The 26,139-nt window shown below is 42.1% G+C and carries 19 protein-coding genes; 4 read left to right on the top strand and 15 right to left on the bottom strand.

Features of this window, described 5'->3' with window-relative positions; all coding sequences use genetic code 11:
• Positions 1-408 precede the first annotated feature (408 nt).
• From MsAm2_RS01555 to MsAm2_RS01540, 4 genes are all read right to left on the bottom strand, one after another.
• On the bottom strand, positions 409-2,178 hold the full coding sequence (locus MsAm2_RS01555) for a ribosome biogenesis/translation initiation ATPase RLI (RefSeq protein ID WP_338098072.1): 1,770 nt from the start codon (positions 2,176-2,178) through the stop codon (positions 409-411).
• A 232-nt stretch (positions 2,179-2,410) separates the two neighbouring features.
• The gene (locus MsAm2_RS01550; RefSeq protein WP_338098071.1) at positions 2,411-2,830 is read right to left on the bottom strand and encodes an EMC6-like membrane protein; all 420 of its coding nucleotides are present in this window, start codon (positions 2,828-2,830) and stop codon (positions 2,411-2,413) included.
• 263 nt (positions 2,831-3,093) lie between these two features.
• Positions 3,094-4,260, bottom strand: coding sequence for an MBL fold metallo-hydrolase (locus MsAm2_RS01545; protein ID WP_338098070.1), 1,167 nt, complete (start codon positions 4,258-4,260; stop codon positions 3,094-3,096).
• Positions 4,261-4,430: 170 nt separating this feature from the next.
• Positions 4,431-5,366 (bottom strand): heparan-alpha-glucosaminide N-acetyltransferase, encoded by a 936-nt coding sequence (locus tag MsAm2_RS01540; protein WP_338098069.1) that lies wholly within the window; start codon positions 5,364-5,366, stop codon positions 4,431-4,433.
• Between the two features lie 340 nt (positions 5,367-5,706).
• Here MsAm2_RS01540 and MsAm2_RS01535 point away from each other — a divergent pair, with 340 nt between their 5' ends.
• On the top strand, positions 5,707-6,507 hold the full coding sequence (locus MsAm2_RS01535; protein WP_338098068.1) for a C15orf41 family protein: 801 nt from the start codon (positions 5,707-5,709) through the stop codon (positions 6,505-6,507).
• Positions 6,508-6,516: 9 nt separating this feature from the next.
• Here MsAm2_RS01535 and MsAm2_RS01530 read toward each other — a convergent pair whose 3' ends face one another.
• From MsAm2_RS01530 to MsAm2_RS01520, 3 genes are read right to left on the bottom strand one after another with little or no spacing between them, the layout of a single operon-like run.
• Positions 6,517-10,005 carry an AAA family ATPase gene (locus MsAm2_RS01530; RefSeq protein ID WP_338098067.1) on the bottom strand — a complete coding sequence of 1,163 codons (3,489 nt, stop codon included), beginning with the start codon at positions 10,003-10,005 and terminating at the stop codon, positions 6,517-6,519.
• Between the two features lie 13 nt (positions 10,006-10,018).
• Complete coding sequence (locus tag MsAm2_RS01525) at positions 10,019-11,722, bottom strand: metallophosphoesterase (protein ID WP_338098066.1); 1,704 nt, start codon at positions 11,720-11,722, stop codon at positions 10,019-10,021.
• 59 nt (positions 11,723-11,781) lie between these two features.
• Positions 11,782-12,474 carry a PHP domain-containing protein gene (locus tag MsAm2_RS01520; RefSeq protein ID WP_338098065.1) on the bottom strand — a complete coding sequence of 231 codons (693 nt, stop codon included), beginning with the start codon at positions 12,472-12,474 and terminating at the stop codon, positions 11,782-11,784.
• A gap of 192 nt (positions 12,475-12,666) precedes the next feature.
• Between MsAm2_RS01520 and MsAm2_RS01515 the strand changes: the two genes are divergently transcribed.
• Together MsAm2_RS01515 and MsAm2_RS01510 are read left to right on the top strand one after the other, a co-directional pair.
• A complete protein-coding gene (locus tag MsAm2_RS01515; protein ID WP_338098064.1) occupies positions 12,667-12,906 on the top strand; it encodes a hypothetical protein in 240 nt (79 codons plus the stop codon).
• Positions 12,907-13,202: 296 nt separating this feature from the next.
• Positions 13,203-13,544, top strand: a complete 342-nt coding sequence (locus MsAm2_RS01510) for a DUF1905 domain-containing protein (protein WP_338098063.1) — start codon at positions 13,203-13,205, stop codon at positions 13,542-13,544.
• Between the two features lie 51 nt (positions 13,545-13,595).
• On the opposite strand, the gene hflX is transcribed toward MsAm2_RS01510, so the two are convergent.
• The 8 genes from hflX to MsAm2_RS01470 all read right to left on the bottom strand — a co-directional run bounded on the left by hflX (position 13,596) and on the right by MsAm2_RS01470 (position 23,550).
• A complete protein-coding gene (gene hflX / locus MsAm2_RS01505) occupies positions 13,596-14,882 on the bottom strand; it encodes a GTPase HflX (protein WP_338098062.1) in 1,287 nt (428 codons plus the stop codon).
• Positions 14,883-14,995: 113 nt separating this feature from the next.
• A complete protein-coding gene (locus MsAm2_RS01500) occupies positions 14,996-15,409 on the bottom strand; it encodes a DUF2209 family protein (protein ID WP_338098061.1) in 414 nt (137 codons plus the stop codon).
• 61 nt (positions 15,410-15,470) lie between these two features.
• Positions 15,471-16,583, bottom strand: coding sequence for a tRNA-intron lyase (endA, locus tag MsAm2_RS01495; RefSeq protein WP_338098060.1), 1,113 nt, complete (start codon positions 16,581-16,583; stop codon positions 15,471-15,473).
• A gap of 110 nt (positions 16,584-16,693) precedes the next feature.
• Positions 16,694-18,238 carry a Ni-sirohydrochlorin a,c-diamide synthase gene (gene cfbB / locus MsAm2_RS01490; RefSeq protein ID WP_338098059.1) on the bottom strand — a complete coding sequence of 515 codons (1,545 nt, stop codon included), beginning with the start codon at positions 18,236-18,238 and terminating at the stop codon, positions 16,694-16,696.
• A gap of 309 nt (positions 18,239-18,547) precedes the next feature.
• Entirely contained in the window at positions 18,548-19,348 is an 801-nt protein-coding gene (locus tag MsAm2_RS01485; protein ID WP_338098058.1) for a nucleotide-binding protein, read from the bottom strand.
• A gap of 237 nt (positions 19,349-19,585) precedes the next feature.
• On the bottom strand, positions 19,586-20,707 hold the full coding sequence (gene cfbD, locus MsAm2_RS01480) for a Ni-sirohydrochlorin a,c-diamide reductive cyclase catalytic subunit (protein ID WP_338098057.1): 1,122 nt from the start codon (positions 20,705-20,707) through the stop codon (positions 19,586-19,588).
• Positions 20,708-20,887: 180 nt separating this feature from the next.
• On the bottom strand, positions 20,888-22,417 hold the full coding sequence (gene cfbE, locus MsAm2_RS01475) for a coenzyme F430 synthase (RefSeq protein ID WP_338098056.1): 1,530 nt from the start codon (positions 22,415-22,417) through the stop codon (positions 20,888-20,890).
• 335 nt (positions 22,418-22,752) lie between these two features.
• Positions 22,753-23,550 (bottom strand): queuosine precursor transporter, encoded by a 798-nt coding sequence (locus MsAm2_RS01470; protein ID WP_338098055.1) that lies wholly within the window; start codon positions 23,548-23,550, stop codon positions 22,753-22,755.
• A gap of 788 nt (positions 23,551-24,338) precedes the next feature.
• On the opposite strand from MsAm2_RS01470, the gene cca reads away from it, so the two are divergent.
• Positions 24,339-25,754, top strand: coding sequence for a CCA tRNA nucleotidyltransferase (gene cca / locus MsAm2_RS01465; RefSeq protein WP_338098054.1), 1,416 nt, complete (start codon positions 24,339-24,341; stop codon positions 25,752-25,754).
• Positions 25,755-26,139 lie beyond the last annotated feature (385 nt).

Below are 26,139 nucleotides of genomic sequence, written 5' to 3'. Positions count from 1 at the left end.
TTTAGCATTGCTGAAACTGTTTACAGTTTTAGCATTGCTGCAACTGTTCACTGTTTTAAAATGGATGCATTCTGTTCTAATTTTACGGTCTGCGACTGTATTTTCTACCAACCTATCTATCCATAATAACAATTCCGAGAAATTCGGATGCGGATACGCGTCCGAATTTTCGGGATGGTTTGTGAGGATAGAAAAAGAAAATGAGAAATGAAATGACCAAAACAAAATAAAAACTGAGGTGAATGAATACAAATAAAATACAAAAAGCAACCCGCGGCTTTTGATTCTATCCATTAAAATCAGCAGCTATAACGCGCGCGCACGACCCACGCAAAAAGAAATGAAAAAATAAAAAACGAAAAACGAAAAAGATGAAAAATGAAAAAGATGAAGAAAAGAAGCCGAAATTTAAGTTTCGGCGTAATAATATTCTCCTTTTTCCTTTTGCTCACGGTCCAGCCGGGAATCATAATTATTCACACGCGGCCGCTTTGTTTCCTCATCACGCCGGAAAGTGATGTTCAAATTCGACAGGAATTTGTTCATTCCTTTTTTCATTGTCGTCGGCGCATTGGCAAAACCCTTTTTGGACGGCTCCCCCTCAAAAACAATTAACCGCTGGCTGATCATGTCAATCATGTAAATGTCATGGTCCACCACCATAGCCGTCTTGCTGTTGCTTTCTGCAAACCGGCTGATGACACGGGTGACAATTGCCCGCTGCTCCACATCTAAATGCGCACTTGGCTCATCTAAAATGTAAAAGTCGGCGTTGCGGCTCAAACAGGCGGCAATCGCGACACGCTGAAGTTCGCCGCCGCTCAAATCCGTAAGAAGGCTGTCATAAAGCGGTGCCAACTGAAGCGGACGGGCAATTTCAACCTCATAGAAACTGGACCCGAAATTTCCGGCGATTCCCATTAAAAAATCACGCACCCGAACCGGCATATCCGCTTTGATATATTGCGGCTTGTACGAAATTTTCACATCAATCCCGACTTCGCCGGCATCCGGCTCAATTTCACCGGCCAAAATTTTGACAAACGTCGATTTTCCCGTACCGTTTGGACCCACAATTCCAAGAACTTCACCTTCCTTAATACTTCCGCCTTTGGCTTCCAAAGAGAAAACATTCTCAAAAGCCTTGGAAAACGAATCATACGACAAAATCGTTTTGATATCCGGACCCTCGACCGGCGGATGCGTTTCAAACCGGATGGCTTCATCTCGAATCCGCATATTTTCTTCCGGCAAATACCCCTTAATGTATTGGTTAATGCCAACCCGAACGGTTTTTGGAAGTGTCATGACACCATAGCCGCCGGCTTGACCGTAAGCGACATGCACGGTGTCGGCAAGCATATCCAAAATCGCCAAATCGTGTTCGACGACCAAGACCGCTTTTCCCATTTCTTTCGCCATTTCCTGAATCAAGCGGGCTGCATTGATGCGTTGGTAAATGTCCAAATATGGACTGATTTCGTCAAAGAAATAGAAGTCGGCTTCTTTGGCCGCGCACGCCGCAATCGCGACTTTTTGAAGTTCGCCGCCACTGAGCGCTTTGATGTCGCGGTCCAAAATATCTTTCATGTCCAAGCGTTCCACCAATTTGTCCAGATTGCCGCTTGTGTTGGCTTTTTCCAAGAGGTCGACCGCTTTTCCTTTAAAAGCCTTCGGGATCAAGTCAACATATTGCGGTTTTTGAGAAACTTTCAAGTTCCCTGATGCCGCCACTTTGAAATAATCGTAAAGCGCCGTTCCGGCATAATGCTTTAAAACCGAGTCCCAGTCCCCTTTTTTCTCTCCGAAGTTGGGAATGAGCGTTCCGGACAGAATTTGTACCGACGTCGATTTTCCAATCCCGTTCGGACCCAAAATACCGGTCACTTTTCCTTTTTGCGGAACCGGAAGGCCAAAAAGCGTAAAACCGTTTTGTCCGTACCGGTGTGTCGGATGTTCCAAAGATTCCGGAAGACCGATAATCATAATCGCGCCGAACTGGCATTTTTTGACACAGATGCCGCAGCCGGAACAAAGCGCCTCCGAAATAATGGCTTTTTGATCTTCCCCAAAAAGAATCGTCTCGTCCCCGGTTCGGACCCGCGGACAATATTTGTAGCATTCCTGACTGCATTGGCGCGGCTGGCATTTATCTTTATTTAAAATTGCTATTCTCATAATCGTTTCCCAAAAAAAGCAAATCTGAATTATATTTTATTAAACTGAAAAATGATTGAAAATTAAATCATTGAAAAGTTGAATTGTTGAAAATTAAACGTTGAAAGTTGAATTGTTGAAAATTAAACGTTGAAAGTTGAAAAGGACATTTGTCCGAAACATAAAAAGATTATACATGACAGCCGCCATTCTTGAATAAAATAAAAAAGATGTCGGCTTTCGCCGGCATTCCTCAAAGAATTTGAACATTTAAAAGAATGGTCCATGTCACCAAACAATAAAGCAGAACCAGAAATTGAATTCCGATCCATTCTTTTCCGGTGATGGATTTCATGTCCAGTTTCACAAGCGGGAAAATGAGACGTCTTTGAAGGTAGTAAGTCACGACCAAAACAACAATCAAAACGAAAGCCCAAAACACTTCTTCCGCCGTCCCAAAAGCCACGTAGCAAATGACACCGCAAACGATTCCAAAAAATGTGGCAACCAGCGTCTTTGTCAAATTTTCATAATACATGCGCTTTTTTTCTTCCGGCGTTTTTTCCGGTTTGGCTCCGGGTTTAGATGCGTCCGGCATTTGCGCAACCGGCTCAGCATCCACATGTTCCGGTTTTTCGGATTTGGAGTCTTCTTTTTTGACATTTTTAGACATAATTTTCCCATCAACGAATTGGATATTGCAATTTAAATGAAACTAAAAAATGAAAACACAAATAATTTGTAAATTTATGGATATTTGAATGATTGATGATAGATTACAAATGAAGTATAAAGAGATTTAGATAAAAGGGATTTGGTATCTGATTTAGTATCTGATTTAGTATCTGATTTAGTATCTGATTTAGTATCTGATTTAGTATCTGATTTAGTATCTGATTTGGGAGAATAGAATAAAAGACAGATTTATAAATGTTTTCAAACGGCTTGGCGTTTTGCTTCCGATTTATTTTCCGGGACAACATCTTGCGCAACTTTTTGTCTTTTTTCGGTTCCGTTCGCGTTTTCAGACCGGCTTTGTTTTTTATTTCCGACAATATTTTTCAAATCTTGCAAAGACAGAGCCGAAAATCCATTTTTTTGAAGATGCGCTGCAAATTTTTTCGTCCGCATGCTATCGTTGGGATGGTAAACAACCGTAATTTTGGGGTCCAAGTCTTGAACCATCCGGGTCAGTCCGTTGACATCCAAGTGGTCGCTGAGACGGATATTTTGGAACGGATAGTCGGTCCGGCAAGTCAAAACATATTTCTGAGTGCTGACTTTGAGTTCCGGCAAAATATGTGGCGGGACGATGGAAACGCTGTTTTGGGAAAATTCTGAATGCAGATCCATGCCACAGGTTATTTCCATTTTTTTGGAATACAAAACCAATTCTCCGGCACCGTCTAAAAATTGTTCCGTCAAAAGAAGGGTTTTTTCATTCATCGCGATTGGTCCGTTGTATCCGATTTCCCGAAGAAGGGAAACCGCTTTTTGGGCTTTCCCGAATTCATAAGCCCCAAAAGCGATATCGTTTTTGCCGATATTGGACATCACCGCGTCTTTTAAGCCGCCGATATCGTCGGAGAAATAGCAACCCAGATCTTCGGGGTCGCCATAACTCGCTTCCGTAATGAGAAGATCGCAAGGCGGAAGGCATTTCGCGTCTTTGACATCGCCCGTCACCAAAATACGGACCCCAAGTTCATTTTCCCAATAAAAGGCGGTGGCGCCTGCCGTGTGAAAGACCGGAAACGTCTGCACCAAAACATCCGACACACAAAAGGATTCGCCCAAAACAAATGTGTTTCCCCGATATTCTTTTTCATACCGAATTTCCAGCGCTTTGGCGGTCTGTGCGGAGCACCAGGAAAGCGGGGAAAGCATGGCGGATTTTCCGTAGTGGTCGGAATGCGCATGTGTAATCAAATAAGCATCCGGCTGCTCCAAAGAAGAAGACAGGCGAGTCGTGTCCACCGCAAATGTCACCAACGCGCCGGATTTGGATTTGAACCGGACGAAAAGGTGCGGCTTTAAGCCGCCGGATTCGTTTTGCAGGCGAAATAAAACCACGCCCATTTTCGCCAGTTCTTTGGAATACATTCGAATTTTTCCCCATCTTCTTGAAATTGAAACTGATTTTGATTTTGAAAATTTTGAGTTGGAGAAGATAATCGCTGATTCCTTTTAAACGTTTTTAATTTCACAAAATCACAAACCTTATCACTCATAAAAATTGCCGGAATTTTTTTCAAAATCCGGAAAATACAAAATCAGAATAAACCGATCAAAACCCATAAATCCACGCTTCCAACCAAATACAAAATAAAAAGAATGAGCGGTTGATGAATCAGATAAATTAAAAGAGAATTCTGTCCAGCCACTGACAATGGAATTAAAATCCGGGGCATTTTTTTTGGAACAGAAAATCTTCTTTTTCCCTGCGGATAAGCCCAAACACCGATAGCAATTCCGATGAGAATGGCGCCAAACCAAGGAAAAAGCGGCTCGTAATCCAAAGAATAAAAGTCATACGGATGAATACCCAGCGGCGCCAGCCAAATCGGACCATGAATTTTTTGAACCACCTGTCCGAGAAGAAGCGCAACAATTCCGAAAAAGAGGGGAACAATCAATTTGAACCGGCTTTCGGATTGCCGCAGGTAAATTAAAAACGGAATAGATAGAATGGTTGAAATGCCGATCATATGCAAAATCCCAAAAACCACAAATCCGTCATGCGGATAAATCCAAGTAACCACCGTAATCAGAAGACCGACTGAAAAGATTTTAAGACCACGGCGAACCAATTTGCGCATTATTTTTTTGGAATTGAAAGCGGAATTGGAAACCGTATGGGAAACAAAATTGGATGCTGATGCTGATGCAGATGCAGATACTGATGCAGAAGAAGATGCGGAAGAAGATGCAGATACTGATGCAGAAGAAGATGCAGAAGAAGATGCAGAAGAAGATGCGGAATGCGCAACCGAAAGCGTGAGAGAAATTCCCGCGATGAGAACAAATAAATCCGTAATTGGAAAGCCATGAAATTGCTGCGGCCAAAACCAAGTGGGCAGCGGAAAAATCCCGAAATAATCCAAATCGTAAAAGAAATGATAAAGAATCATCAAAACAACGGAAAAACCACGCAGCACGTCTAATTCATAAAACCGGCCGGATCTATTCGAAATGACAGATGAAAACATAACAACTCCAAAAAAAGTAATTGAAGAATATTTTTACCCATATTTATTATAGTTGTATTAATAATTTCAGAAAAATAAACGATTTTTGAAAAAGATTCAAAATAATTTTAAATATTATAAAAATGACAAATGGTTTAAAATTATAAAAATTATAAAAATCATAAGAATTATAAAAATCATAAGAATAATGAATTTAAAAATGCAGGGAATAATGAATTTAAAAATGCAGGGAATAATGAATTTAAAAATGCAGGAATAAGAATCACGTCAGAAGAGACAAAAATCAATAAAATCTTTTTCATATCTTAAAACGATTTATTTAAACAACGGACGAACGCTTATGGATTCTAAACTTTACAAAACCTGTTACAACGCCTTGACCGACCATGAAGACGTCCTTTTGCTTTCTCAAAAATACGAGATTCCGGCCGGCGTTTTATCGACCATATTGAATCAAAAGGTTGTCACACTCGTCAAACGGTCCTACCGGCAGTTCAACGAAAAAGAAAACGAATTCGTCGCCTGCTGGAAAGCCGGAGAAACTTTTTTGGATTTGGCAAAAAAATGCGGTTATCCGCCGACATTGGTCATGTCCGTGATTTTGAAAAAAAACGGCTACAACAAAAAACAAATCGCCGCTTTTTACAAAAATCCGACCGGAATTCAAAATCCCCGAATCCGGAGTGAACTTTTAGAAGCGCTTGACGCGGATTACTATTTTTCGCCCCGGGCACACAAAATGCAGGAAATCAAAGGAAAAGCCGGCGAGGAAATCATATCCGGATGGCTGAAATTAAAAGAATGCGAATTCCTCTGCGAAGATGAAATACGCGCGAGCGGTCCCGGAAAAACCCCGGACTTCGTTCTTAAAAAACCCATCCGAATATCCGGCCACGAAATTCATTGGGTGGAAAGCAAAGCACTTTTCGGGGACATGGCCGAACACAAACACTATGAAAAGAACCAATTTTTAGAATATTCCGAAATTTACGGAACCGGCCTTGTTGTTTATTGGTTCGGATTCATCAGCGAAATTACGGAAAATTTGCCGGACAATTACCACGTGGTCGATTTCTCATTTTTTAAAGAGGATTTAGGCGACCAAGTCGAAAAACTGCTGAACTATTCCATCTACTGGTAATTTTACTAATTACGCCCCAACCGTTTCATCAACAATTCGTTCCGACGCGTTGGTCAGCGGGTCTTTTTCAATCCGGAAATTTTGGTCCGCCGAATCAATGAGCGATTCGTCATGGGAAACCACAATAATTTGTCCGACGCCTTCTTCTTTCATCCGCTCCACCAATTTGATCAGTTGCGCGACATGCCCGCTGTCCAAAAAGACGGTCGGTTCGTCAAAAATGAGTGGTGGAAGCGATAGTTTTCCATGATTATCTTCTCCAAATCCAAGCGACAAAAGACGGTAAATCGCACATCGAAGCGCCAGATTGAAAATCGCGCGCTCGCCGCCGCTGAGCTGTTTGGGCTCTAAGACCGATCCATCCTTCTCATACACTTTTAAATTGTAATCCGCATCCAATTCCAAATGCGAATACGCGTTGTTCGCGTAAATAAAATCAAACATATCGTTGAGCAAAATGTCAAGCGCCTCAATGTTTTTAGAACGCATGTCGGACCGGATTTGAAGATACATCTCTTCCAGCGCCGTCACATCTTCAAGCACGAGCGCCAAAAATCCGATTTTGTTGCGAAGGATTTTGGATTCCTCTTCCAACTCACCCATTTGCGCAATTTCGTTTTGAAGCATGCCGATTTGCTCCAAAAGAACATTTCGACTCGATTCCCACGACTCGATTTTGGAACAAATTTGCGCGGTTTTTTCCGTGTTTTCCAAAATTTTCGACGCCATCAAAGCCCCCGAAAAATTCGCAAGTTCCCGATTTTTCAAAGACAATTGATCCGTTTTGATTCTTTTGTCGGAAATCTGGCGCCGGTATTGGTCGGCCAACGCATCATCAGATTTGATTTTTTCCGACAACCCAAACAACTGTGTTTTGGCTTTGTCTTCCTCCAAAGATAAAGAGACCAACCGTTCCGCTTTTTGAAGAAGAAACGTCTGTTGCGCAAGTTCTGCTTCCTTGAACTGTTTTTCCGGCCGGATTTTCTCTTCTTTTGCTGAAATTTCCGCCATGTTTTTGCGCAGCGATTCCGTCTTCAAATCCAAATCAGACAAAGACGTTTCAAGATCACTTTTTCGCGTTTCTAATTCCACACTCATTTTTTTAGAATTTTCAAGGTCGGCATAATTTCGAAGAATTTCATGAGCCAGCGACACAAAATTCTTTTGATGCGCCGTCAATTGACTTGTTTTTAAATTCCATGCATCTGATTCTGATTTTAATGCAAAGAGCCGCTTTTGGAAAGATTCAAAATCTTTTTGACGCGTGTCACAAAAAATATTGTTTTCCATATTTTGCGCCGCTTTTTCCACCCGCCTCTTTTCATTTTCCGCCAAATCCCGCCGGCTTTTCTCAATCATTTCCTGCTTTCCTCTCTCTTCCGCCGCCGCCGTCATCCTTTTAGATTTGATTTCTTCGAGCCGGACATCCAACTCCTTGATTTCCTTTAAAATCGTAAGAGCGGAGCGAATTTCCTCATCCTTTCCGCTGATTTGAGAAAGAGCGTGAGAAATGTCCCCCAATCGTTTTAATTCATCTTCAGTTGCATGCAAATGACTGAAACTGCCGCCATCCCCCCCCAACCGAGAAACATCCTGCCCGCAAGTCGGACATTTGCCGGATTTGAAAAGCTCTTCTTTTTGCGCGACCGCTTTTTCAATTTCGGATTTTTCCGTCATCAACTGCGTTTTTTGAGAGACCGAATTTTCCCGCTCACTTAAAACAAAATCATATGTTTTTTCAACATCAGCCGGCTCAACTTCAAGAAAATCTAACCGCGATTTCGGAACAATCTGCCCAAATGCCGGACATTTTCTGATCCGATCGTTTCTTTTGTTTTGAAGTTCGGTTTGAATAAAACGAAAATCGGAAACGGACTTTAATATTTTTTCCAAATTTTTGGATTCAAAAAAAATACCGGATTCGATGTTTTTGTGTTCCTCTTCCAGTTTTTGAATTTCCTGAGAGGTTTCTAAAATACGTTTTTTCTTTTCGCCGAGTTCCCCCTCGATTTGTGCTTTTTCCGCCTCAATGTCCGTTTGACGCTTCATGATTTCTTTGGATTTTTGAAGAATGAAATTTTCCAATTTTTCCATATCGGAAATCAAATTTTTCCATAATTCGTCGTCTGATGGAATCGGCAAATCCTGCGCCCGAACCAATCCGAAACAAAATGAGATTTCTTCGGCGAGTCCGGAAATTTCCGGCGCGGGCTCGTCTGATTTTTTGAATTCATCCAAAAGATTTTCAAAAATGGATAAAAACGCGTCTTTTTCAATTTGAGCTTTTGAAAAACCGGATTCGACCGCCAAATTTTTTGAATTTGTTTTTTGTTCCCGGTCTGAAATTTCCTTCCGAACGGCTTCGATTTTTGCTTTTTGATATTTGAATTCGGTTTCTTTTTCCAAGATTTGATTTTGCAAACTCCCTTTTTCCGCCGAAATTAAATCCAACTCTTTTAAAATAAGCGCCAACCGTTCATACGCCGCTTTTTCCTCACGTTTAAATTCCAACAACAGAGACGGTAAATCTGAAAAGAATTCTTCCGAACTTGCCATTGATTGTCCCGTTTTTTGAACAATTTCCGACTGAACAGAAGTGCGATCACTCCGTATTTCTCCGATTTTTTTTTCAACACCGGAAATTTCCGCAAGCGTTTTGTCTTTATTTGCCGCAACGGCTCTGTGAGCGGAATCTAATTCCGCCAAATCTTGAGAGAGCAACGACAGCTCTTTTTCATTTTGTTCAAATTCTTGCATTTTGGAATCCAACAAAACGCGTTCCTGTCCGGCAAGCTCTTTTTGCTGATTCAAATCCGAGAGGGCCGAATTGATACCTTTTAAGGTATCTCGGCGGTCATTGACGGACGCGTGCAAATTTCGGCTCCGCATCTCCGCAATCTTTTGCTGCATTTCCTTTTGCCGGGCACTCTCCAAACGAACAAGCCGATTGACAGCGATTTTAGAAATGTTTGTCCGCTCGCGATATTCTTCCAATTTTCCCAATTGAAGCAAATCATCAATCATTTGCTGGCGCTCTTTGGGTTTTGCGTTAATTAAAGCATCAATGTCACCCTGCCGGATGTAAGCGCAATTTTGGAAATTTTTTTCATCCATGTTGAGCAATTCACAAAGTGCCGCGTATGTTTTTTTGGCCTGCTCCGCGATAATTTCCCCGTTTTTATAAAGAATGGATTTAAAAACACTTGCTGCCCCCGTTTTTTGAACTTTGAATTGTTGTTCAATCCGGTAATGATTCTCTTTGTGCTCAAAATCCAAAACGATTTCCGCAGTGGTGCTGCCCTTTCGAATCATGTCTTGAATGAGCAGATTTGTCCCCAAAAGAACACCGGTTCCGAAAAGACCGATAAAACAAGCTTCTAAAATACTGGACTTTCCGCTTCCGTTCACGCCGGAAATGACCGTCACGCCATCCTTAAAATCAAGATCCAGCGATTTGTAGCTGCGGATATTTTCCACATGCAATGACTTAAATTTCATCTTGAATTCCTCCTCAGCCGAACCTGTCGCCCAAAGTATATTGTTTCGGCTTTGGATCCGCCTTTTTTTCCTTTTTTGTTTCCTTTTCCGATTGATTCGTTTCTTTTTCCGATTCTTTTTCATTGGGTCGGGATTTTGGTTTTGTCATTGCCGCAGGCTTGGAAGAAGAATCCGGCCCGGATTTTGAGGATACAAAAATTTCAGATTCAACCTTATCTGCACCGGCCACCCTGTTTTCACCGGCCGAATCCCCTGTCTTTTCAGGCATATCATGCGTCAGATCACCGTTTTTGTCCGGATCGCCCGATTCGGATATGACCATCGATTTTTTGGATTCATCCAACCCGTTCATGTTCTCTAAAATTTTCGGAATCGAGAGGGTCTCCCGGCGAATTTCGGATGAGAAATCCATCCGCTCCAAATATTCGCGCAAACCGTTTTCCGACTCTTCGTCCACATTGGATTTGGAAACGTCCCGGTTTCGGATGATATCGTCCAAAAGATAGCCGGCGCCTGTTAAATTGAGCCGCCGGAGGGAAAGTCCGATAATTTCGTCCGGGTCTTGAAAAGTAATGTCGATTTCGCGTTTCGATTCTTCTTCATACCGGTCCCGTTTGTCTCCGACTTTGACAACCAGCGCGCCTTTTTCCAAAACATATTCCTCAATTTCGCTCATCGAAATCAGGGTTTTTTTGATGCCCGACAACTCCACAAAAACAACAGCATTCGGAATTTTGAGAGAATATTCGTCAATTTTGGCGTAAATGGCCTCCACATAATTTTCCGATGCGTCATATGGAACGGATATGGTTAAGAATTCACGTGTGGAAACGGCATACCGCGTGACGGCCAGTTCGGAAGGATCCAGCGTCAGCAAATTAAAAGAGCGCGGCTCTTCTTCCGATGCGCTGCACCTTTCCGTGCTTCCCGGATAGGTGATCCATGCGTTTTTGTATCGAATGCATTCGTATTTGTGATTGTCGCCAAGCAAAACCGCATCAAACGGAATCGGAATATTATCCAAAAAATCATCGCAGGACATCGGCTGCGCGGGCAAAATCGGGTGGAGAAGCTGGTGAAGCACCAAAAGATTATAATTTTTCACGGATATCGAAATCGAACCGGAATCAGAACCGGAATCAGAACCGGAATCGGAATCGGAATCGGAACAGGAATCGGAACCGGAACCGGAACAGGAATCGGAATCGGAACCGGAACTGGAACCGGAATCGGAACCGGAATCCTCCCCGGTCGATTCATTTTCCGCCGACTCAAAAACGGAAAAATCAAATGCGTTTAGCCTCGGCTGTGACAGGTTGTCTATTCCATAAATGGTTGCGGAAATACCGTTTTTTTGCAAAACATACGGGTGGTGAGAAAGGCGAACACCCAGCCCCATACTTTCAAAAAGATCCAGCCATTGTGTATTTTGTTTTCCTTCATGGTTTCCGACAATTCCCAAAAATGGGATTTCAGCTTCCTTTAACTTTTGAAGAATCGCAATCGTTTTCACCAAATCTTCAAGAGACGGATTTCGGGAATCAAATAAATCCCCGGCATGAATGACGGCGCCCACCTTCATTTTGACAGCTTCCCTGATGACATCGGAAAAGGATTCAAAAAAATCATTTCGGCGAATATCGCTTTGGTATTGGCGGTATCCGAGATGCGTGTCTGCCGTGTGTATAATTTTGAGAGAAGAAGGCACAGAGTTCATTGAAAAATTGCTCCAAACGAAATGATGAATCAAAATAATTCAGGTCAAAATTTAATTATTTATTGTTCTCCGAAATTCCCTTTCAGAATGTTTTTTGTCCGTCGGATGACGTTTTTTCCCATTTGGCGGGCCACCACCGAATGCGGCGTTAATTGTCCGCACGGATTTGTTTTTTTGTGAAGAATCGCTTGAAATACGGCCTCCATTGTATTTTCACCGGCATCGATTTCCGTGTACCCGCACCCGACCAATTCGGCAATGTGCGCATCACTGCCACCGGTCTTGGGCAAATTCAGCCGGTCCGCTTCTTTTTGGGCACGAAGGTTCGCGCCGTTAAAAAAGCTTTTGGAATTAAATGTTTCAACGGCGTCCGCCCCGATTCCGTCAATGTAACCGATTCCATGAGCGCTTTTTCGAAAAGGGTGCGCTAAAATGGACAACGCGCCCAAATCCCGCGCGTAGTCGGCTGTCTCTTCCGGCGTCATCCCGGCCGGAATCATTTCAGAAACGCCCAGCACCAGCATATGGCCTTTGGAGGTGCTGACTTCAATTCCGGGAATGACCAAAAAATCATCGCGGCGGGAAGATGATTGTACCATCTTTTGGGCTTTTTGACCGCCCTCTATAGCGTCATGGTCGCAAATCGCGATTCCGTCCAATCCTTTTCCCCACGCGGTCCGCAAAATGTCTTTGAGCGGCGCTTTGGAATCCCGGGAATATTGAGAATGCACATGCAAATCAAATTTAAGCATGTCACGAAATTGGACTTGGAATTATATATTTTCTTGGGAAGAATTTGTTGAAAAACATTTTGTTAAAAACATTTTCGTTTAAAAAATATTTCCTTAATACTTTCACCCCGCTTATTTGACATTTATATCCCAGTGTTGCGTAGGAAGGATTGTTCTTAAAAGAAAGAAGAAGAACCAAAGAGGTGATTTCACATGTCCCTTGAAACCGAAGCGGGTTTTTTTGAAATAGGAAATACCGAATACCAAAAACATAAAAAGCATCCAAAAAATAAAAATTATGAAAGCTTGCTGGATTATGAATATGAAATGGATGTCGTCGACGAACTCGACCTGGTGAGCCAAATCAACACATATGCTGCCCAAGGATGGCAATTCGCCTCCGTCTGCGGCGAATTTATCATATTTAAGCGCCCGATTCACTTCATGGACTGATTCATCTGATTTTATGTGAATTTCCGTATTCATGTAAAATTCAATTCATGTAAAATTCAATTCATGTTTATCCTTTCCCGGGTTTATCCCTTTGAAAGACAGATAGAAAAATTGTGTGACCAAAAACGAAAAAATAAAAACTCGTGTGTGAACGAGAAATAAAAACTGAGGGGACTTTTCCGTGGCAGGAAGTCCCCTTTTTTATTGATTTTTAGAGACATTTTGATGATTTTTTGCCGGGTCCTAATGTTGAATAACATTTATATATCCTTCTAACAAAAAAGATATTTTGTGAAATGAGAAAAAATTGGAATTTGGAAGAACTTTGCGAAAAAATAATGGAGAAGGACATGGAAAATACATTTGTTGCAAAGGCTGAACTCTTTGAACGAGAAAAAGGTTGGTACTATGTTCTTGTTCCGATCGGTTTAAGCAAGCCGCTTGAACATCTCGCGGATCGGGGACTAATCGCGGTGACCGCCAAAGTGGGCAATTCGAGCTGGCCGACATCACTATTGCCGATGGGGAATGGAACACATTTCATCGCCCTGCCCGCAAAAGTGCGCTCAAAAGAGAAATTGTCGCTTGGCGCAGAGATTGAAATGTCCTTTGAAATAAGAACAAGGAAAAGCAAATAAAATTGAAGGAACAATAGAATTCGACCGTGGAAAAAGGCAGCCCGGGAGAAATCATATTTTTTCCGCTTTTCTTAAAATGTCATCCGTTTTCGCCATGACGTCTTCTGTCGCGCAAAAATCAAACGTCATATATTTCCCGTAAAGGATTTCATCCACAATCCCGTTTTCATAAAACCAAGACAGGGCGGACGCTCCGACTTTGCTGTTTGGAAGCGACACCGTCTTGACATACAGCGGCGGCAAATTTTTTTCAATTTCAAGAAGAAGATCATCCAGCCCCGTTTTTTCTTTGGCGGAAATAAAAACCGGATTTGGGATTAAATGAAATAATTCATCCATTTTTTGATTCCGTTCTTTAGAGGAGACCAATTCGGATTTGTTGAGAACCGTCACAATCGTTGACGTTCCTTTTTCAAAAAGCGTCTCATGGCACGTGACGAGTTTGTCCCGGATGTGACCGGCCGGCTCGCTGAAATCGACCACCAGAAGAATGATGTCGGAAAAATAGATGCCTTCCAAAGTTGACCGAAACGCGTCCACCAAAAAGTGCGGCAAGTCTTCAATAAAGCCGACCGTGTCGGTGAGAAGCACTTTTCGCTTGCCGAATTCAAGCGCCCGGGTTTTGGGGATAAGCGTCGTAAAAAACATGTCTTTGGATTCCGTATTTTCATCAACGAGCGCATTAAAAAGTGTACTTTTTCCGGCATTTGTGTAGCCGGCAAGCGAAAGCATAAAAAACCCGCGTTTGTGACGGTAAAGGCGGCGGGCATCCTCTTCCAAATCCGCTTTGGACAACTCGGTCTCAATCCGAGAAATTCGTTTTTTAACGTCTTGCTCATACGAGTCTTCGTAATCTCCAAGACCACCCCAACCGGCCCGCTCTTCTTTTTTAGAGAGGGAAATCAACATTTTCGCACTTGGAAGTTCGTACCGCAGACGCGCGAGTTCTACTTGCAATTTGGAACGATGCGTCGTTGCCCGCTGCGCAAAAATATCCAGAATCAATTGAAACCGGTCAATGACACGGCAGGTGGCACCGGCTTCATTGCATAATTTGGACAGGTTGTAAATCTGAGAGGTGGAAAGCGGGTCATAAAAAATAACTTGTGACGCCGACAAATCCCGGGCAAGAATAGCCACTTCACGTGCTTTTCCACTGCCGACATTATATTTGCGGTCCGGATGGCGCTCCTGAACGACCGTGTCCGACACTTTGTAATCAAGTGCCTTCGCAAGCTCGACAAATTCATCCATTTTGCGGGAAACTGAGACCGGATTTGAATCGGGGGAAATCCGCATAACCAATATGACAGAGCTGGATTTTTGATCTTTTGACATGATTTTTCCCCCGGTTCAATAATTTTTATTTCACTCTTATTTCATTATTCATAATTTTTTCATTTTTCATTTTTCATTTTCATTTTTCATAATTTTTTATTTTTCATAATTTTTTATTTATTCGAGACCGGGCTGATGTCAATGCCCAATTCTTTCATCAAAATGTTGCGCGTGCTTAAAGAAACATGGTGCGCCAAATCCATCGCTTTTTTGTCTCCAATAGATTCCGGAAACCGGAGCTCGGATGAAAAAAGCGGCTGGCACAGCCGGATATCGGTATTAAACAAATCCCCGCGCTCCACAATCAGTGGTCCCTTTTCTTTGATTTTGGAGACCGTTTTCTCAATCATAAAAACAATGTCGGAAAGCTCCGGCGCATAATCCAACAAAAATGCGCCGGATTGAATCTCATGAACTTTTTCAACCCCGGACGGCGTCATTAAAACGGAAACCGCTGAACACACCGGATAATAACCGATGTTGATTTTATGCCGTCCCGAAATATCAACCGCCACCGCCGTAAACATGACAAATCACCCAAAAATCACCCATGAAAAACCAATTGGAAGCAGACGCTGCGGCATAAGATCACATCTTGATTCTTTCAAACTCAATATACTCAATTTTTCGACCGGTGTCGGCCGCGTAAATCATTCTTTTATGAACGCTGTTGGCCAAACGAATTGCACCGGATGTCATCGGCATTTTAAATGGATGATCCGAAGAAATCACATGAAGCAAAAACTCGGAGTGCGGAATTTTGTCCAAGGATTCCACTTTTTGATAAACACGAAAATGCGTTCCGAATTTAAAACCGGTTTTGGGGACATAGTTTCTTTCTTTTAAATCATGATAGATAACATATTTTTTCATGAAATCCGGCTCAATCAAAATCGCGTGCTGAATAAAACCATCTTCCGACATCATTTTGGATTCCAAATCCGAAATTTCAATCACGTTTTGCTTTAGCAAATAAAGCGCCTCCACCAATGATAATTGAAGACGTTCCTCATCCAGCATTTTTCCAAAAAATGCCTTTTGATACAATATTTTTGACGCTACGCCATCGGAAATAACCACCCGCGCCTTTTGAAGAACGGCCTGTACCGGAAGAGAAGGAAAAAGAGGCGGAGAAGATTCGATGGATTCATCCGACTTAAAATCCGGAACGGAATAAGACATTTTCCCGTAAAAACTGTTTTTCGCATCAGGCCGCTTGATTTCAAAAAATGTGATGTCGCTTTCCTCGTCCACCACCGCCAAAATGAATTCCTTGTGCACATTTTGCGCGTTGTTCAAATTTTGGATCAATGCCGAAAAAGGCAGGTCAATGCGTTCCGACTGTACATAAACAAAGCATTTCGCCGGCGTTTTTCCGGGAGAGCCGCCGCGCGGATACACACGAAAATCTGTTGCTGCCGACTGAATATAATAGCCACGTTCTTTGAGGTCTTTGTAGACAATGTATTTTAATTCAAAAAAATCCTCGGAAAGCGCCGCGAATTTTAAAAAAGAATCAAAATCAAGTTGTCGTTTGTCCTTGAAAACCTCGATTTTATTCCGGTACAAAAGGTAGGCAGCCTCTACGAACCGGAGGTAAAGGGCTCCGTCTTTGGGACGCCCGATGTATCCGGACTGGTAAAAAGCCACAACGGCTTCCGGCCCCAGAACAACATAATTTCCTTGGATTTTCGCTTTCAATCAAACACCCTGGTTTATTCCATCGAATGATAATGATGGTAAATGATGGTAAAATAGTAATTGACAGTAAGAGTAAGATAAATAATGATGGTAATGATAGGGATGGACTTTTAAAGATTTGAGTTTTTGCTTTCGTGGTAAAGCCGTGCGCTTTGGACAAAGTTTTTGGCAAACTGTTTGTAAGAGACCCCATGATAGTGGACATATGTGCCGATCGTGTTATTGACCATTATGCCATCTTTTTTACCGGAGATTCCGACCCCGCGCGTGATTGAAATAGCAAAGTCCGTATTTTTGGGCAAATCCTCCAAAACGGAATGATGAAATTCATGCGCCAGAAAATTTTCACCGGATTTTCCAATTGGCGTGTCTTTTTCAAAAACCCCGTTTGTGTAAGTGACGATTCGTTTTCCGCTTCCATAGACGGTTCGGGCTTTAAAGGCGCCGACCATTTCAAAATGGTTGTCGCAACCGGTATTGCTTTTAATCGTAATGGAGCGAGATAAATAATTCATGCCGGCGGATTCTCCGAAAATTGGCATTCCGGAATCAGACGCGGATTTGATGGATGCTCTCATGGATTTGTTGTCCGAAAGCCGGGCCGCGAAAATTTCAGGTGTTCCGCCGCCGATGTATAAAGCGTCAACCTCCGGAATTTGAGCGTCGGCCAGCGGGCTGAACGGAACAATTCTCGCACCGGCCGAAATCAAAAGATCAATGTTGTCCGGATAATAAAAATTAAAAGCTTCATCGCAGGCAATCCCAATTCTTGGGCGGTAAGCGAAAGTGTTACCCGCAACTTGTTTTTCACTTTTATTTTCATCTTTATTTTCATTTCCATTTTCATTTCCATTTTCAAACAGAACGGATTTGGAAGAAATCGAGCCGGCGGTTTTCGCAATTTCAACCAGCCGGTCCATGTTGACATCCTTGGCGATGTTTTCTTTGATTTTGGACATTTTGTCCATAAATCCGAAATGGCATTTGCGTCCCTCCGGAATCGGAATCAACCCAAGTTCCCGCATGGAAAAACCCATATTTGGGTCGCGGTAAACCACACCGATGACCGGAATTTTTGTGGCGGATTCAATCGCTGCGACCGCTTTTTCTGCATGCCGTTTGCTTCCGATATTGTTGAGAATGACACCGGCCAAATTCACATCCGGATCAAACGTTGAAAAACCGGAAACAAGAGCGGCGCAGGAACGTGTCATGCTTTTAGCGTTAATGACCAAGATGACCGGACATTTTAAAATTTTAGAAATTTGAGCCGTGCTTCCAATGTCGGAAAAAGCGTCAAGCCCTTCAAAAAGACCACGGACACCTTCAATGATGGCAATGTCCGCACCTTTGCCGTCCTTTTCAAAAGAGGTACACGCATGGGAAAATACATCGATGATTTCATCCGGATTCATCAAATACCCGTCTAAATTCCGAGAGCGCCGGCCGGTAATTGCCGTGTGGTATTCCGGATCGATATAATCCAACGCTACTTTAAACGGCTGGACCGTGTAGCCCGCATCTTTTAAAACCGCCATGATTCCCATGGAAACGGTGGTTTTTCCGGACGATGACCGGTCGGCTGAAATAAGTATTCGCGGAACCAATTCCGAAGGACCGCCGGATTTTGAATCGGATTTTGAACTGAATGCCACTGTATTTTCCTCCTGTTCACTGAATTTTTTTATAAAACGTTTTATTTATGTTTTTCATTTGTTCTATTTTTTATTTGTTTTATTTTTTCGTTTGTTTATTGTCTGTTTTTTCGTTTGTTTATTGTCTGTTTTTTCGTTTGTTTACTGTTTAATATCTGCTTATTGCCTTTATTTGTTTGTTTTGTCGGCTACGCCGCCCGCGCGTTAGGGCAGCAATTTTAAAATATTTCGGTAAAACGGTTGGCGGTATTTTAATTTGAATTTGGATTTCTGAATTGTCACAATCAAAAAAAGATTCCGTACATACATTCATTCGCTGTATTTTTTAGACAGCATGCGCAATTGGTCATCATCCAGCGGCGTTGCTTTGACCCGCTCCGAATTTCCGATCAAATCGTGAGCCAATTGCCGGTAAACGCTTGCGATTTTGGAATCAGGAGCTTTTTCCAGAACGGAAAAGCCATCCCGCTCACACGCCTGAACGACCGGATCTTTAGGGATATAACCAATCAGCCGGCTCCCGATTTTTTGTGAAAACTCTTCCACAAGTTCCCGCTCGCGGTCCGCGTTTCTGGAATTGCAAATCACGCCGCCAAGTTCCATTCCGATTCGGGAAAAACCACGGCAAATGTTGTTTGCGGCATAAAGCGGCATGTATTCGCCCGATGTTAAAACATAAACTTCGTTGACAAATCCTTTTTTAATCGGCGCGACAAATCCGCCACATACGACATCTCCGGGAACATCGTAGATAATCAAATCGTTGTCCATAAACTCCGGATAGATTTTTTTGAGCGTCTCAATCGCAACAATAATGCCACGGCCGGCACAGCCGACACCCGGCTCAGGTCCGCCGACTTCCATACATAAAACGCCGCCGAATCCCTCAAAGATGACGTCTTCTTTGGACAAATGGGGAGATTCTTTAAGCCGGTCAAGAACCGTCGGAATCCGTTTCCCGCCAAGAAGCGTAATTGAGGAGTCGCTTTTAGGGTCACAGCCGATCAGCAACACTTTTTTCCCAAGGAGTGCGGCGGCGGCCGCCACGTTTGACGCGGTGCTCGACTTTCCGATTCCGCCTTTTCCATAAATCGCAATCACTTTTTTCATTTCAAAATCTCAAAGCATTGAATCATTTGCGTTTTTTCAAAGAAAAGCAAATCATAAAAATTAAAGAATAACAAATAACAAACCATTAGACATAATAAATAACAAATTAAATAACAAGTAACAAATGTCAGGCATAATAAATATGATTCATTTTTTTCAGTGAAAGACCGTTTTTGATGAAGCTTTATGAAATTCATCCAAAGTTCATTTTTCAATGAAAGTTGTTTTTTGTGCCGATTACTTTTGCATTTGGTCAGCACAGATTGACCGGAGCGTATCTCCGAATTCAGAGGGGACGATTGCGGAAATGCCCAGTGTTTTGGGGTGCAAATCAATTTCCACCACCACATAATCGTGTCCCATTTCTTTCATCGGCGCCACTTGGCGGGGACCGTTCGTTATGGAAATAATTTCCATGCCGGCAAACGGCTCCATAAAAAGTGCGTGCGGAACGCCTGAAATTAAAACGGCATCAAAATCCGGATATTTTTCATGAATAAGCGCCGCGACAATACCGCCCGTTACAGCATATTCATCCAGGCCGCCGATGATTTCATGAATCACAACGCCACGCTTTTGAAATTCCGACATGATGTTTTTCGCATGTTCCCGAACACGAGGAAGACCTAAGTTCGTATCCGTATTTGAAAATAAAACGACGTTATCGGAGACGCCGAGAAGTTGCGCCGTTTCCCAAAGCGCCAGGAGTTCATCCGCAAACATGTAAGCTGTTTCTTTTTTAGCGTTTAAAATACCCATGACTTTTTTGCCGGATTTGAGCAAATCCAGCAGATGCTCCGCGACTTTATATTTTAAATCTCCACGGGACGGCTCCAAATACCCGCGGCTTGCGGCGCCGCTTCTGAGTTCAACGTTGGTGGCTTCTTGAAGCAAAAACCGCTGGCGTTTGAGTTCTTCGCCGCTGATGAGGCCAAGACCCGCCGCCGGTTCTAAAACCGCCATGACGCCGGATGTGTTATTGGCGTAGCCTGCATGGGTTTCTACGCAAAGAACGGAAATATCATCGGATACCACCGCCGCCGAATCCTTGAGTTCTTCTCCGATAATCATGCTGGTACAGGTTCCGACCAAAGCAATGGATTTGGGAGAGAAAAGTTCAACCGCTTTTTCAATGGTTTTGGACAACTTTTGCTGCCCGCCAAAAACGAAATCATTTTCATCCATCGCGCTTGTCAAAACATGAAGACTGTCTTCTTCCAAAAGCCGGGCATGCTTAAAGGAACAACCCGGCGGGCCGTGCAAAATCGCAACGTCCACATTCAAATCCCGAAGCGTATAAAGAGACGCGACGATGGAACTGGGGCGGGGATGAACAATAAGAGAATTATTACCGGACACTTTTTTCCTCCGTTTTTTTGAATAATCCGAATCGTTTTTATTAACGATTTTTAATTTAATTTTTAATCAATTGCCTCGATTTTTATTTAGGTTTTATTCGTTTTATTAGTTTTATTTTTATTCATTTTATTTTTATTCGTTTTATTAGTTTTATTTTTATTCGTTTTATTTTAAATTTTATTACCGGAAGCATTTGACGTTTAAAACAATAACGTCTCCTTCTTTAGAAACCTCAAGCGCTTTTTCAAAACCTGAAACAAAATCGTCTGCGTAAAGCGCACAAACATCACCGGACTCGTCCAAATCCGTCGGTGCCGTCTTGCGTTCACCGTCTTGATTTTCAGTCACCGCACATATTTCCTGCATATAATCATGAAGGCGGCTTCCGACAAAAACGGACTCGGAAATTTCTTTTTTGTAAACATTTAATAATTTGTCAATATCTTGAGGAAGCATACCGCTGCAAACCGTCTTGTTTTCTTCGCCGATAACAACGATAAGTTTTCTTTTGGGATCGTAATGCGCCGATTTTTTATCAAAATATTTGCCCAGCATGTATTTGATGGCAAATTCACAGGAATAAATATCCAAACCGGAATTGGAATTATCCAAGATGAAGCGATCTTCTTTTTGAGATTCCTGCATCCGCCCGTTAATTCCCTTAAATTGACGGATGATGTCGGCGATATAGGATTCCGAAACATCGAATTCGAGCGCCGCTGAAATGGATGCGGCAAACGCGATTTTATAGGATTCGGCATCATAGCCGTCTTTAAGAAGCGTGCTGAAAAACAAACTGTTTCGGGAGGATTCGATTTCAAGCGTACTTGCTCCGTCCTTTCCTTTGGAAATGTCCAAAAACGCATCCGTTGTTGCGCCATCCGAAATGGCTTTTCCGGACGCGTCAAAAATAATTACTTTTTGGTCTTGCCGGATGTAGGATTTGATTTTAGCCCAATCATCATAGTTGACAATGAAAGTTCCGTTTTCTTTGGCCCGGGTGAAAATTTGAGTTTTGATGTCGGTCGAACTGACCGTGTTTCCGGAAACCATATATTCCGGGTCCAGCGTGGTGAGAATGCCCACATCCTCCGCACCTGTGCTTCCCAAAGAGATTTCAAAAATAAAAAAATCGGGATCGTATCCGGCATCAAAAATAAGATCAAGGATCGAAGGAACATAGGCAGGAGAGATGCTGATGCCGTCGCAAATGTTGGTAAAGTTTCCGTCTTTCCATATGGAAAGTCCTTTGGAGGTATGCAGGGAAACTGTTTTTTTGGCGGAAATCATTTGCGCGAAAAGAATTGCCGTGCTTGTTTTTCCGCGGACGCCGGTGATTTCAAATAACTTTTTGCCGGCCAACCTTTTGTCTCCGTGAAGCAGGCGCCCGACCATGTCGTGGTGGGTGATTATCGGAATTTTGAGTTCGTCGGCTTTTTTAAAGAATTCGTTTTGTCCGTAGAGATGGATGGGCGAACAAATGATTTCAAACGGGGCACCATCCGGATTTTCCAAATCCTCAACTTTTCCGGACACGGAAAACCCGTACCTTTCGGAGGCGGATTTCAGTTGTTCTTCACTTGTTTTTCCGTAAACATCAAAGACCGTCACGTAAATCCCTTTTTTGGAGAGCTGCTCCGCTATGGCAAACCCGCCATGATTGAGATCAAAAACCGCAATCTTCGCCCATGGTATTTCCGAATGATTCATTTTCGACTTTTCCGGTTGTTAATTTAAAATAAAATAATAAGAATAAAATGAACAAGACGAAGAAAACAAACTGATATTTTATTTTCAACTTTTCTTAAATAACCCAGAATATTTCCTTTATTTAAAACAGTTTTGTAACACAAAAAACCAAAAAAGTATGGCATTTAAAAAAGAAAAAAGAAAGGAAAAGAAAATATTTTGGCGGGGTTTTAAAAATAAAAATTTTAACCCTTTTTGAAAAATATTTTCTTTAACCTTCTTTTATTTCGATTTTATTCGTTTATTTCGATTTTATTCGTTTATTTTCGTCTTTTTATTTGTTTATTTTCGTCTTTTTATTCCGTTTGTTTCATTTCGCCGGAATAATCCGCATCTTGAATCATCTTTTTGTAAAGAACAAACCACGGTGTGTCAACCGCGCCGATCAATACTTTGACAATGAGTTGTCCGATGATAAGTCCGGCCACCACGTCAAACGGCATTCCGCCGATGATATAAAACGCGATGAAAACGAAAAGAACGGAATCCACCGCCAAACTGATGACGTCTGTCAGAAGGGAGCGAATCCAAATGTACGGATTGAGAAAGGTATCGCCTTTAAAAGCCAATTCCCGGGGTCTGAGTTTATTCTTGATGTAAGAGAACATGTAGGTGTCTAAAAGCGAGCAGACCAAAAAGGAAACCCAGCTGGCGAAGACGATGCCGACACTCAGTCCGAAAATGGAAAGCCAGGCCTCGTTGAGTTCATAAAACGGCGCGGCCGGAATTTTAACAGCCATCGCGATGAAGAGAACGTAAAGAACCTGTGTCAAGAGGGCGGCCGTAATCGCGGCAACCGCTCTTTTTTTGCCGTACACTTCATTAATCATGTCCAAAACTTGGGAAATGAACGGGTAAATAATGGCGGCGGTTGGTGCCGCTAAAACCAGGCTGTACCCGAACCAAGTTCCAAAATCGTAGACGGAAATGCGAGTTGCGATCACCTGTGAGCTGAGCAAGTAGGTGACATAAAAAGCGGTCAGCAAGATAAATCCGTAAACCGGATATTTCCGAACGACACGGACCGACAAAAGGGTCACGGCTGTCATTGTAATCAGCCAAAATAATATGATGTATAAAACAGTATAATCCATAATAAACTCCTGAAAAAATGCAATAAATAAATGCAATAAATAAATGCAATAAATAAATGCAATAAATAAATGCAATAAATAAATGCAATAAATAAATGCAATAAAATATCAATAATAACAAAATTGTGGCAAAGATGAATATAACAAATTTGTGGCAAGATGAATTAACAAATTTTTCAATTCGTGTATTTTCATTTGAGAATCATTTTGCATCTGACAACCATATTCATCTGACAATCATTTAACAATATTTTTAAAAAAAACCAGCCGCCGAGAAAGACAATCCGGCCGAAAAAATCCGGCCGGATCTGGGGGAAACAGGAAAAAGAATCGTTTTCAAGGATTCCTTTTTTGTTTTTAAAAATATCAGTCCTTTTTTTTCAATTATTTTGGCCAATCGAAAAAGATAAAAAAAATGTTGAATTCAAAGTATAAGAAAGAAACGCATGAATCATAAAAAATGTCAAAACAGGATAAAATAGAGGATTAATTTGGATAAAATTGGACAAATAGAAGATAATTTCGGACAAAGTAGGATAAATAGAGGATAAATTCGGACAAAATAGGACAAAAAGAGAATAAACTTGAACAAATTAGACAAAAACGGACAGATTCTGAAAAAAAAAATAGGAACAATTTGGACGTCGAAACAAAGAAAAGACAATAAAAATTAATAGAAATAAGTTATTCCAATAGTTCAAATACAAATGAAATGAATGATGATTTTTAAATTTATTTTTTTCTTAGACTTGTTTTTAAATCTTCATTTTTCGGGCTTGTGAAAAATCATGGTTTTGAATAAAAAGACAAAGGTTCCGGAAGAAACGATTTCGGAGGCGGATTTTTTAAAAATCCGGGAATCGATCCTTCAAAATATCCGGCCGAATGATTCCGAAAAGCAGAGGTTGGAAGCGGCTAAATCAGAATTGATAGAGATTGTCTGCCGGACGGCTGAAAAATTCAACGAAACCGATGTTATTCCGATTTCCGTCGGCTCTGCCGAACGTTCCACTTGGCTTTCCGGTAACCATGACATTGATCTTTTTGTGTCTTATCCGGAAGAGGTTTCTCGGGAAGAGATGGAAAAAAGAAGCCGCCGATTGTTGATGGAAGTCGCGAAAACGGGAAATTCTTGGGAAGACCGGCATTCGGAGCACCCGTATATCCATATCCGAAAAGATGGGTTTGAAATTGATCTGGTGCCGTGTTTCCGTGTCAAAAGCGCGTCCGAAATTAAATCCGCAGTCGACCGGACGCCTTTTCACTGCCGATTTATTAAGGAAAGAATCCAAGGAAAGGAGGATGAGGTTCTTCTTCTCAAGCAATTTATGAAAGGGACGGGTGTTTATGGCTCGGAAGTCAGAAACGGCGGCTTTTCCGGATACCTGACGGAAATATTGGTTATCCGGTACGGTTCCTTTGAAAATGTTCTTAAAAAAGCGGCCTATTGGCGTTTTGGAGAAAATATTGACCTGATGAACCATCAGAGTCAGCCACATTCGGATCCGCTGGTTGTGACCGACCCGACCGACCCGAACCGCAATGTTGCCGCCGCACTTTCCCTTACCCGATTTTCCCAGTTCGTCAACGCGGCCGGACGTTACATGAAAAATCCGGACATCGGGTTTTTCACAAAACCGGATTATCCGCCGCTTTCCCCAACGGATTTCAAAAAAATCGTAAGCTTGCGCGGAACGGATTGGATGGCCGTTACATTTCCGGCCCCCAAAAAAGCGGATGACACCCTCTACCCGCAATTATTCCGGTTGGAAAATTCGCTGGCGGAAATTTTAACAGCAAATGATTTTACAGTGATGAACACACATGCTTTTGCCGAAAGCGAAGGCAACTGCGTTCTTTTGATTGAGCTTGCCTCCAAAAAACTGCCGCCGCTTCAGAAAAGAACCGGCCCGCCGGTTTGGGCGGTTGAGAATACACAATCGTTTTACGACAAATACAAAGATCATCCGGATACTTTTACCTTAAAAATTAAAAATGAGTTTATTGTTGCGGAAATTGTTCGAAAATACCAATCTGCCGAGCAATTGATTGCCGACAAGATTCTCAAAGAAGCCGCGCTTGGAAGGCATGTTCGAGACGCCGTCCTTTCGGGATATGAAATCATCGGCATTGAAGAAATTTGTAAAATCAAAAGCCCGGCGTTTTGGAAAATGATGAACGAGAAGCTGACCAAACAGATATAACCAAAAAAAAGAGGAGGGGGGCGTGTGACAACAACACGTTTCTAAAAGATGAAAACAAAACCCTTCCATTATTTCTATTTTTATTTATTTTTTAAAAACAGCTACTCGATTTTATTTTATTATTTTTTCAAAAAACCGGCCTGTCATTTTTGTGGATTGAATCAGAAATTTGTCGCCATAACGCGCGCGGCGATGCATCTGATAGCAAAACAACAAAACCGGCAACAGTAAGGAAAAACAACTGCGAACAACAATAATTACAAACAATTGCAAATAATTGCAAACAAAAATAATTACAAAACTGCTATAATCCCAATCAAGCAAACCATCCCGAAAATTCGGACGCGCACCGCGTCCGAATTTCTCGGAATATCGCATATGGAAA

Source organism: Methanolapillus ohkumae (genome assembly GCF_032594355.1).
Classification (GTDB): domain Archaea; phylum Halobacteriota; class Methanosarcinia; order Methanosarcinales; family Methanosarcinaceae; genus Methanolapillus; species Methanolapillus ohkumae.
Note: the sequence above shows the minus strand (reverse complement) of the source record. Positions and strands in the feature narration are given on the sequence as shown.